Below are 11,044 nucleotides of genomic sequence, written 5' to 3' on the forward strand. Positions count from 1 at the left end.
ACTTCCCCTGAGACTGGTACACATTGCCCAAGTTGTTGAGGGTTTGGCCTTCCCCTTGGACATCCCCGAGCTGACGACAGATCGCTAGGTCTTGCTCATAGGCGGCGATCGCCGCATCCCACTTCCCCTGAGACTGGTACACATTGCCCAAGTTGTTGAGGGTTTGGCCTTCCCCCTGTACATCCCCGATCTGACGAAGGATGGCTAAGGATTGCTCATAGGCGGCGATCGCCGCATCCCACTTCCCCTGTAACCGGTACACAATGCCCAAATTACCGAGAGTTTGGCCTTCCCATTGCTGATTTCCTGCTTGACGGGCCACCGACAGCGCCTGTTGATGGGTCGTCATCCAGTCCCCCCAGTACCCACGCAAGTTGAAAAAAGAGGTAAGATTCGCAGCCAGATCTATGGATATCTGCTCCTGCTGAGTTTCGGTTGCCCAAGTAAACGCCTGCACCAAGGTAGGACGTTCCGTCTCAAACCAGGCCAGCGCTTGCTGAAGCAGCATAGGTTCCAGGTCTTCTGCTGATAGCGTTTCGCCTCCCTGCGAGTCCGCTGCCCACTCAGTCACCCAGGATTCCGCCCACTGCCGTCGCCGCACCGGATTCAGGGCATTTTCCCAAAAATCTGCTCTATCCCCACACCACTGCACCAGTCGCCCCTTCGCCGCCAACACCGCCGCCGCATCCGTCAGTTGCTCCCGCGCAAACAGCCGCATCAAATCGTGCAATGTATACCGCCCCTCACGATCCCCATGCAAGGGATCCACGAACCGACCATCAACGAGCGCCTCTAGGGCATGCTCCACCTGGGTCAGCGGTTCCTGGATCAACGGTTCCAAAATGGCAGTGCCAAAATCCCCCGGCAACAGCCCCAACCAACCAAACAGCCGCGCCGCATCCCCATCCAGTTCCCGATAGCTCAGCTCAAAACTCGCCCGCACATCCAAGCTTTCCAACCGCAACTGATCCAACCGTTGCCGCTCATCCGCCAACCGCTGAGCATACTCCGCCAGTCGCTTGTTCTGCCACGATCGCTTGCCCAACGTCGCCGCCGCAATCTGCACCGCCAGCGGCAACCGCCCACAATAGCCCACAATCTGCCGTGCAGCATCCTGCTCCGACCGCACCCGCTCCGGCGGCAACACCGTTTCCATCAACGTCAGCGCCTCCCCTTCCGCCAACGCCTCCAAATTCCGATGCCGAACCCCCACCAACCCATCCAACTGCCGCCGACTGGTGATCACACAGCCCCCCACCCCCGGCAGCAGATCCTGCACCTGGCTACTACTGGCCGCATTATCCAGCACCACCAACGTGGGCGATTCCGCCACCTTCGAGCGATACAACGCCACCCGATCCGCCTGCTCCGGGGGCATCTGAGCCGGATCATCCACCCCCACCATCCGCAGCAAACTCTCCAACGCCGATTCCACCGTCAGCGGTTGCTCACTCGCGCCCCGCAAATCCAGATACAGTTGCCCCCCCGGAAACTGAGCCTTCAGCCGATGCGCCACCCGCACCGCCAACGCCGACTTACCCACCCCCGGCATCCCGGCGATCGCCACCACGCGACCCTCTTTCAAATCCGCCTCAATCTGTTGAATCTCCACCGCTCGCCCGACAAAATCCGGTGGGTCATGGGGTAACGACTCCCGCGCCAACTCCGGCGATCGCGGCATCTGCGTGATCTGATTCAGGATTTCCACCTTGGCGATCGCCATTCCACCCGACATCTGAGCGATCACCTGGTTGTTATTACCCTTCACCTCTTGCCGAATATTAGGGTTTTGGTTCGGAGCCTCAGAATCAGTGGACACAACCCTGTTTCTCCAGTCCTACAGGTTCACATTGCCCGTGATGTTGCCAATCACCTTCCCACCCGTCACCTGACCAATCACCTGATTCTGATTTCCCGTCACGTGCTGCACAATCTGGATTCCCGGTGTGCCATCCGGCGCATCTTCCTCCATGATTTGGGCGATCGCCTTCGCCAGTTCCGGATCACTCTCCAAAATCTTCTTCAACTGCAACCGCAACGCCGCTTGAGCATCCGCATCATCAGGAGCTTTCGCCACATCGTCCACTGCTTCTTTCGCCGCCTCTTTCGCTTCCACGTTCGGAAACAGCTTTTCCCAAATCGCCCCAGCCTTCTTCAAAGCGTTCTCAGTGAGTTTAGAACCTGCGGTCTCACCCGATGTTGTCGCTGCGCCTTCTAATACTTTGCCGCCTAACGTGATCAAGGTGGGGAGGAAGGGAGCGAGAAACGCAGTCAGGGTAGCGGGATCCATAAACAACTCCTCAGATGGGAAGCAGGTATCGTTATAGTCCAGTGTATCCGTGAATTTCCGTTATTACCCCATTAAAGCGTGAACATTCAGCGGATCAGGAAACATAACTCCTAGACGAGTGCTTTTCCAAAATTTGCCCTTGCCCGACTCGAAGATGGACAGGAACAGTCACAAGTCCTAGCAAGAACTTATTTTTGAGACGGTGATGAGGCTTGCTCCAGCTTTTGACCAATCTTGGGTTCCGTTCCGGCCAGCAGTCGCTGAATATTTTGGCGATGGCGCAGAATGACATACACCCCACCCAGCAAGGCAATCAACTGATAGGGGATGGGCTTTTGAAAAGCAACCATGAGGATCGTACCTGCGATCGCCGCCATGATCGACCCCAGCGACACAATCCGAAACACCGCCAGCACCACACTAAATACCGCTAAGGACAGCAGGCCGACCACAGGGGCGATCGCCAAAAAAACGCCCAAACCAGAGGCCACCGATTTGCCACCCTGAAACCCCAGCCAGACGGATTTACTATGACCGATTAAGACCATAATCCCCGCTAGCATAATCACCCAGGGTTTCCAAATCTCTGGGGTGACGGTAGCCGGGGCGATCGCCAAAACCGATGGAGCCGCATAGACAACACGCACGAGGGCGATCGCCGCAACGGCCTTCAAAATATCAACCAGCAGTACCACGATCGCAGGGCCTTTCCCCAGGGTACGCAGCACATTCGTTGCCCCCGTTGATCCTGAGCCTTCCGTCCGCAGGTCAATGCCTTTGAGCAGTTTTCCGGCAAGGTACCCCGTCGGGAGAGAACCCAACAGGTAGGCTGCCAGTAACAGGCCAGCGTTGATCAAAAGCCATGTTGTCATCGGACGCTCCTACAGCACAGGGGGACGGGTGGGATCGGGTGCAAACGTTAGCCAAAGCGGAAACTGAAGTAAGGATAGGTTGATCACCTCTTCGGCTTCATCCACAATGATCAGCGGCAACTGTCCCCGCTGCACGAGGCGATCGGCGCGTTGGGCTAGGGGTTCCGGTGCTTCAAAGAGCATGACGCCCTGTTCTGCCCCAAAGTCGCCTCTAGAAATGCCGAGGCAATCTTGCAATCCCCGTCGCCATTCCCCCAAACGCTCTGGAGAATTTGCTAATACCAGGGTATAAAGCCGTTCACCGTACAGTTCTACCAGAATGGAAATGACCGCTGAGGCCACCAGAATATTCTGAAGCCGCGATCCGGTGCTGCGGACGGCTCCCCGTCCTCCCAAGTCAAAGAACCATTTGGACACCCGCTCGGCATGAATCGGCTCGAAGGTGCGGCGCAGTTGCCACGGGGGGCCGTAGTAGTCGGGTTTGTTGCGGTACTGGTCGATCAGATCCCGCACGAGTTTGCTATCGTCCCGGAAGACAGGTTTAGCAAACTGAGGATTGGGCGATCGCTCGGCCGTAGCCTGCTCTTTGGCTGGCTTCTCCTGTGGTCGGCTTGGTGCGCTAGACACTTGCGGTGTATTGAGTTCTAGCTGTTCGGCGGCGGCGGCCAAGTCCTGCAAACTTCCCACCAGGTAATCTTTAAAACCCTGCACGCGGATCGCTAAATCCTGGGAGACTCCGGCAAAGGTAGTGCGCATTTCCGCCTGGATGCGCTCTTGCCGCCGCTCTAATTGCTCGATTGACAGTTGCAGCGTTTTCTTCCGCTGCTCTAACTCCGCCAAAGCCTCGTTCATAAACTGATCCATCGAGGCCGATGTGCCGGATGCCGGGGTGCGCGAGGCGCGATCGAGCGCCGCTTGAAGGTTCGCAATTTGCCGCTTAAGGGAGGCTTCCTGGCGTTGGAGGTCGCTCACCCGACGTTCTAAATCCGCAGTCGTCTGGCTCTGCGGCTCATCGGACGAGGGCGGGGAACTGGGGGGAGTATGACGGCTCAGCGGGGGCAGGGGCACCCCATCGGGAACACCCGCATCAGACGCAGAGGGGGATGATCGGGAGGGGAGATCATCGTCCATTGAGGGTTTGCGGGGTGTGGGATAGTCGGACTCAATAGCCATTCGTACCTGCATTCAATAACGTCAAACGGTGAACTGAATTACGCTTCCGGCGAAGTCGAACAGGGACAACGCTCTTCTAAACAGGTTTTAAGCGTGGCGGGGTCAAAGAGGATCGGCAGAAAATGGATGCTTTTCACCTCTTTGAAATAGAACAGGATCGGCACACCCGACCAAAAGATTGCCCAGTTTTGCCAATCTTGATAGGGAAATCGACGAATGAGGGCATCGCCACGATAAATATCTAGGGCTGTATCGGTAAACATCAAGCGTAAAGTGACAGCTTGATACAGGAGGAATAGGCCAAATAGGGCGATCGCCCCACTGATCCAGGGTTGAAGCCAGAACAAAGGCAACGCAATCATCACCAGCGCAATGGGTAAGGTGTAGCTGGGGGCAAGTTGAACTGTTTCAACCGAGCGGTTAGAAGCTGGAGAAGACGTCATAGGAACAGGATACGACCTCGCAAATCGCATTGGGCAGTATTGCTCCATTCTAGAGGCAGAAGCTAACCCCTTCAAAATGGTTCCTGTTTAGCGTGTTCTTCCTGGAGGTTAAACCCCTCGGAAAAGTCCTGCCGATCGCGGATGGGAAACATTTTGGGATTGCACAACCCGACCCGCCAGCTTGCCAAACTCATCCAGCTTCTTGGGACTTTTGAGCGATCGCGGCGCATTGGGATCCATATCCAGAATGGCAACAGGCAGTTCACCAAATTCGGCTAAGGCTTGCTGCATCAAACCGTTCACATCCAAGGCAACCCACCCTTGATCCGTGAGTTGGCGTAATTCAAAGTGCAGGTGGGGCCCGGTGGAACTGCCCGTGCTGCCCACGCGGCCAAGGGCTGTTCCCTGCTCCACCCAATCTCCCGGTTCAACCAGGATTTGCGAGAGGTGAGCATACAAGGTTTCTTGGGTGCCATCGCTATGTTCCAAAATCACCGTGATTCCGTACCCGCCCATCACCTCAGCCGCTTTCACCGTGCCACTGAAGGCCGCTAGCACCGGAGTTCCTTCGGGGGCTGCGAGGTCAATCCCCTGATGCAAGCGCCATTCGCCCAAGAGGGGATGCTGCCGCCATCCGAAAAGAGAGGTAATCGACGCGGGAATTGGCAAGGGAAACATCGCCCGAATGTTACCGTTACCGGGTAGCCGTAGGGGCAAATTCAAAAAGTCTTGAATGGAAAAGTCGGGAAAGGTAACCGAGAGCGGCATTGATGTGGCAACCCAGCGGGGAACCGCATCGGCGATCGCTCCTAATGTAGAGCTTTCATTGGCGTCTGCTGTTTTCGTCTCGTCCTCTTCAGCCGCTTTGTCCATTTCTTCGGTCGCCTCCGTGGCTTCAGCGGCGATCGCCGCCGCCTGTTCACTCGCGAGGCGTTCTTCAAGCTGACGACCCAGAAGTTTCTGACGCGCCCATTCTAATTTATCAGCATCCACGGCGATCGCGCCCTCTAAGGATTCCGCATCTAATTCAGGCATCACGATGGAGGGGTGGACGGTTTCTTCAAGAGTCGATTGGAGATCCTCATCCACGACGGGTACTTGCGGAGTGTCGATGGATGGCAGGGCATCTGTCGCTGTCGGCGGCGTTAGGAGTAAGTCTGCTGCATCTGTAGATACTGCATCGCGTTGGGATGATTGATCAAGCGTGATTTGAGACGATTCACGCGAGGGTTGAACAATAGCCAACGCTCCGTTTGTAACCAGCAGAAATGTTAATAGAGAGCTACCAAAACAAGGAATTGAGCGGAAAGGAGCCATCGCAGACCTGTTCGAATATGACAACACTGGAGCGGAGACCTCGTCTACTAAGGATATACCGTTTGGTTCAGACCGAAGTTTGAACGGGGGTATCATAACGCTCCTATCCATGAAACTTTACAAGCAACTGAAGAAAACGCGATGGAGATTCCGCGTTTTACCCATTGTTTGACTTCGTCGTTACAATTCTCCAGTCAGGAGGAAATTCATACGAAATGTCCATAATGCCGTAAAGATCTTGCAAAGCATGTCTAGATACAAACCTAGACTATCGCTCCCCAAGAATTCGGAGTTATTAAAACCACAATCCTTAGTGTACGCAATCGATACTATGCCGCCCAAAAAAACAGTACGATTGTATTTAACTCTTACTGTACTCTCACGCCCACAGCAAGGAAATTCCATGGCATAGCAAAACGGAAATAAAGCGATCGCATCCAAGGCTACCGTTGAACTAGAGGAGGAGGTTCCAGTTCTTTCTCCAGAGCGATCGCCCCTATTCCGAGTTCACCGATATAGTCTTAATACTTCCGCTCTTTCGGTTCAAATTGGGTAATCGCAACCGGACGATACTGAATATCAACGCCTGCTGGTGAATGAAACGCCAGGGTATGTTTTAGAAAGTTCTCATCATCGCGATCGCCAAAATCCTCACGACAGTGGGCACCACGACTCTCTTTACGGTTCAACGCAGAGGCTAAAATTACATCTCCGACGACCATTAAACTTCGTAATTCCAGAGCTTCGGTTAACTCCGTATTCCAGAGTTTGCCTTTGTCATCCAGATAGATATTTTGAGCCTTTTGCTTAATCTCTTGAAGGCGATCGAGTCCCTCTTGCATCACGGATTCAAGACGAAATACACCACAGTGATCGGTCATGCAGTCTTGAAACTCTTGGCGAATTGCGCCGATCCGGTATTCTCCAGACTGATCCAGAAGGGACTGGATTTGCTCCTGAGCTTCGGAGAGATAGCGGGCTTCGTTGATCTCTGGCATCTTTCGATTTTGGACATATTGGGCGATCGCCGCTCCGGTGCGTCGTCCGTAGACCACACATTCCAACAACGAGTTACTCCCTAAACGATTTGCGCCATGCACCGACACACAGGCCGTTTCTCCCGCCGAGAAAAAGCCCTCGACCAGTCCATCGACACCACTACGAACCTGGCCATCCGTATTCACCGGGATGCCCCCCATCGAGTAATGCACCGTTGGGCGCACGGGCATCGGTTCATGTACTGCGTCAATTCCTAGGAGTCGGTGTGCCTCTTCCCAGCAGAACGGCACGCGGCTCATAATTTTTTCTTCGCCCATGTGTCGTAGGTCGAGATAGACAAAGGGGCCTCCGGCACTGCCATCCGGATGAATGCCCCGTCCAGCACGAATCTCTCGCGTAATGGCACGGGAGGTAATGTCGCGCGGGGCAAGTTCCATCCGGCTGGGCGCATAGGTCGCCATGAAGCGATCGCCCTCACTGTTGATCAAGTACGCCCCTTCACCACGCACTGCCTCAGAGATCAGGACTCCAACGGGATAAAGGCCAGTGGGGTGGAATTGCACAAACTCCATATCCTGCAGCGGCAATCCAGCGATCGCCGTCATCGCCAAACCATCTCCCGTCGAGGCATAGTCGTTTGAAGTCGTGTTGAAGACGCGCCCGTAGCCCCCGGTGGCAAACATCACAGCCTTAGCCCGCACCACTTCTAGATGGCCGTCCCGGATACGAAACATGACTACGCCCTTCGCTTGTCCATCTTCTAAGATCAAGCGCATCACGTACCATTCATCGTAGATGGCGACTCCGTAGCGGCGCAGGTTGTTCACCAATTCATGCAAAATGGCGTGGCCTGTTTTATCGGCAGCATAGCAGGTGCGGCGATAGGAATGTCCGCCAAACGCTCGCTGGGCAATCCGTCCATCTGGTAGACGGGAAAAGAGAACGCCCATATGCTCGAGATCAATCACGACATCGGGAGCTTCTTTGGTCAAAATTTCAACGGCATCCTGATCTGCCAAGTAGTCTGAGCCTTTAACCGTATCAAAGGCATGAGCTTCCCAATTGTCTTCCTCGTCCACATTTTTGAGGGTAGCTGCCATGCCCCCTTGGGCAGCAACCGAGTGGGAGCGAATCGGGTGTGTTTTCGCAACCACGGCAACCTTAAGACGGGGATTCGTGCGGGCGATTTCTACAGCAGCTCTTGACCCTGCTAATCCTCCACCAACAATCAGGACATCATGTTCAATCATGCGTTTCAACTCGGTCAAACGACTTCCTTTTCTATCCTGCCGTATTCCTAAAAAACTCCCCTAAAAGTCTGGAACTTCTTAATAAAAGCTGACTTGTCGGTCAAACTTCAGGTGGATGGGGTACTCAAGCGGAGGGGAACGGTTAAATGCATGGGAGTGCTGACTGGCGGTTGGTCGCGTAAACGTTGTTAAATCTTTCTGCCCCTTGAAAGCCTAAGAATGGTTTGATGGAGAGAGAGGACGGTAAAACGCGCTATGAACATTAACTGGCAGACGTTGGCACAAATTAAGGAACTGCGAGAATACTTCGAGGCTGATTTTCAAGGCTTTCAGCACAAGATTGAGGCGCATATTCAGGCATTGCAAGCTATCGATCCTGAAGAGCTAGACAAGTTGGCACTTCTCAGAGTGCTTGAAGTCACAAACGGATGTACTCAATGGGGATTTCGCCGCCAGGATGAACACTGTCTATCGGTGGAACAAACTCGTGAATGTATGAGGATCGTTATTGGATTTATCAAGGATAAACAAATTGATTTTCCGAGTGGAGAATCCGTCCACTTTACCCCATCTATCGAACAACTAATTAGTGAAGGTCGAGATCTTTATCAAGATGCATTTAAAAAGAACGTAGAGGGAGCTGAAGAAGAATATTATGCCTATTCGACTGCACAGTTTTTAGTCTATGGGCGTCATCGTATGGAGATTGCTATGCAGCGGATTCAGGATGAATTCGAGTCTCTTTTTTCTCCTTACTACATCCAACGGGGACGAAACTATATCGCACCGTATTTAGAAGCTCTCCCCTCTGAGGCAAGCTAGCCAACCTGAGAAAAGCGATCGCCTCTTTAGAAAGAGCGATCGTCCAAAATTATTGCTCGTTAGCGAAACGTTAGCTCATCGCGTCTACCATGGCCTGAACCCGAACAACGGCATCCGTGTCGAATCTTTGTACCTTGAGAGCGGCTAGAGATATAGGTTTCGTAGAAGATGCTAAAGCGCCAAAATGAATCCATTACAGTCCCTATTGGGTTTTGGTGTGAGTGGGTGCGATCGCTTGAGTGCGATGTGAGATATGGGTTCATGGTGGATCTCCAATTAGGGGTTATAGTATCGAGTTTCTAGCCATTGCCGAACGTCGGCTTCCGTCGTAAATAGTTGTCTAGTATTAGAGACGGGATCGTAAACGAACCATCGTTGTTCACCTGAACTGGCGACAAGATATCGGATCTGAGGCTGGTTCGTAGATCTGAAGATGTTGCTTAGTGCTTCGATTACGAGCGATCGCACCTTCGAGAATGACTGGAACACGCTCTGGTTCCCAGTCGGCTTAGGATCGAAAAAGAGCAACAATTGCGAGTTGTTTAGCATCAGGAAATCCTCAAAGAAAAGTAGGAAAAATGAGCAGAATCAAGCGGATGGAATGCTGGTATCTTTTTCACCGAGACCTCCAGAGAGGCGATCGCTCCCCTCGCCACCATCCAGAAAATCGTCGCCCTTGTCACCCGATAGAAAATCATCGCCAGCCGCACCACTGATGAAGTCATTGCCGTCGCCACCGTTGAGCGTATTGTTCTGGGTGTTGCCTAGAATGACGTTATCTAGGCTGTTTCCATGACCTACCGTAGCGGAGTAGCGTAACTCCAGCTTTTCAATATGATTGGGGAGTGCATAGTTGACGGAAGATTGAACCGTATCATATCCCTGATCGCTATGCTCAATGACGCGATCGCCCGTGTCGCTAACGATAAAGATATCGTTTCCGGTACCTCCTTCCATCCAGTCATCACCGGAACCGCCATCCAGGTAATCATTACCACTGCCACCGTTCAGCGTGTCGCCTTCGATGCCACCACCATAGAGTTTGTCGTTGCCATCTCCGCCATCGAGGTAGTCAAGACCGTCGGCTCCGTAGAGTTCATCATGTCCACCATCACCGTAGAGTTTGTCGTTACCGGACTGGCCGTAGAGCTTATCGTTATCATCTCGACCGTGTAGCTCGTCGTTGCCATCCCCTCCATACAGGTAGTCGTTATCGTCACCGCCGTACAGGGTATCGTCACCACCGTAGCCATACATATACCAGGTTTCCCAAGTCAGCCCCCAGTCGGTTTTGTGGGCGACTTTGTAATCATTTACAGTGTCAGAACCTTCCCAGTTTACTGTCATGGGTGTATCTCCATTTTTTCAATGAGTGAGAATAACAGCGTCAAACTGTGATCTGTTTTTGCTGTTCTATTTGTAGGTTACGCAGTTGGGTGTCCGGAAAACGTCCGAGAAGTATCCGAGAAGCATCCAACGTGTGTTTCCCTTGTATAGTCTGCTCTTCAGCGATCGCCCCTCTCACTGTCGTGAGACTACAGTCCCAATTTTTGAAAACCTACACCAAGTGGTTCACCCAACCGGGTGATAGACCCTATCCAGTTGGGTTAGGACTAGAGTCCTAGCGTCCAAAGCCTGCCTCACGAGCCTGGACAATTGCCTCAGCGCGAGTCGTGACCTGTGTATTGTCAGAAAACTTGCAATCAAATTACTATATAGTGATATAGTGAATCTATGGGCATCGAACAATAAACTCCCAACCCTATGAAATTTGGGTTGATGGTTTAGGGTCTTGTCCTTCTAAATACTATGAATTCTGGCAAGGAGCGTTCAATCCCTGCGGGTCGATTCCCCGCCGCTCTGCGGCGTAAAATGCCA

Annotated in this window: 9 protein-coding genes; 1 reads left to right on the forward strand and 8 read right to left on the reverse strand. The window is 53.1% G+C overall.

Annotated features, from left to right (window positions below; translation table 11 throughout):
* From IGR76_11750 to IGR76_11780, 7 genes are all read right to left on the reverse strand, one after another.
* Positions 1–1,819 (reverse strand): tetratricopeptide repeat protein (locus IGR76_11750; GenBank protein MBF2079164.1); only part of this gene is annotated, 1,819 nt, incomplete at its 3' end.
* Between the two features lie 18 nt (positions 1,820–1,837).
* Positions 1,838–2,290: a hypothetical protein gene (locus IGR76_11755; protein MBF2079165.1), complete on the reverse strand. Its 453-nt coding sequence runs from the start codon at positions 2,288–2,290 to the stop codon at positions 1,838–1,840.
* Positions 2,291–2,478: 188 nt separating this feature from the next.
* Positions 2,479–3,162 (reverse strand): glycerol-3-phosphate 1-O-acyltransferase PlsY, encoded by a 684-nt coding sequence (gene plsY, locus IGR76_11760; protein ID MBF2079166.1) that lies wholly within the window; start codon positions 3,160–3,162, stop codon positions 2,479–2,481.
* Between the two features lie 9 nt (positions 3,163–3,171).
* Complete coding sequence (locus IGR76_11765) at positions 3,172–4,347, reverse strand: DUF3086 domain-containing protein (GenBank protein ID MBF2079167.1); 1,176 nt, start codon at positions 4,345–4,347, stop codon at positions 3,172–3,174.
* A 26-nt stretch (positions 4,348–4,373) separates the two neighbouring features.
* Positions 4,374–4,778, reverse strand: coding sequence for a DUF3119 family protein (locus tag IGR76_11770; GenBank protein MBF2079168.1), 405 nt, complete (start codon positions 4,776–4,778; stop codon positions 4,374–4,376).
* A gap of 108 nt (positions 4,779–4,886) precedes the next feature.
* Positions 4,887–6,206 carry a M23 family metallopeptidase gene (locus IGR76_11775; protein MBF2079169.1) on the reverse strand — a complete coding sequence of 440 codons (1,320 nt, stop codon included), beginning with the start codon at positions 6,204–6,206 and terminating at the stop codon, positions 4,887–4,889.
* A gap of 410 nt (positions 6,207–6,616) precedes the next feature.
* Positions 6,617–8,344: a succinate dehydrogenase/fumarate reductase flavoprotein subunit gene (locus IGR76_11780; GenBank protein MBF2079170.1), complete on the reverse strand. Its 1,728-nt coding sequence runs from the start codon at positions 8,342–8,344 to the stop codon at positions 6,617–6,619.
* Between the two features lie 255 nt (positions 8,345–8,599).
* Here IGR76_11780 and IGR76_11785 point away from each other — a divergent pair, with 255 nt between their 5' ends.
* Positions 8,600–9,166 (forward strand): hypothetical protein, encoded by a 567-nt coding sequence (locus IGR76_11785; protein ID MBF2079171.1) that lies wholly within the window; start codon positions 8,600–8,602, stop codon positions 9,164–9,166.
* A gap of 588 nt (positions 9,167–9,754) precedes the next feature.
* Here the strand turns inward: IGR76_11785 and IGR76_11790 are convergent.
* Positions 9,755–10,513, reverse strand: coding sequence for a hypothetical protein (locus tag IGR76_11790; protein ID MBF2079172.1), 759 nt, complete (start codon positions 10,511–10,513; stop codon positions 9,755–9,757).
* Positions 10,514–11,044 lie beyond the last annotated feature (531 nt).

It is taken from the genome of Synechococcales cyanobacterium T60_A2020_003 (genome assembly GCA_015272205.1).
Classification (GTDB): domain Bacteria; phylum Cyanobacteriota; class Cyanobacteriia; order RECH01; family RECH01; genus JACYMB01.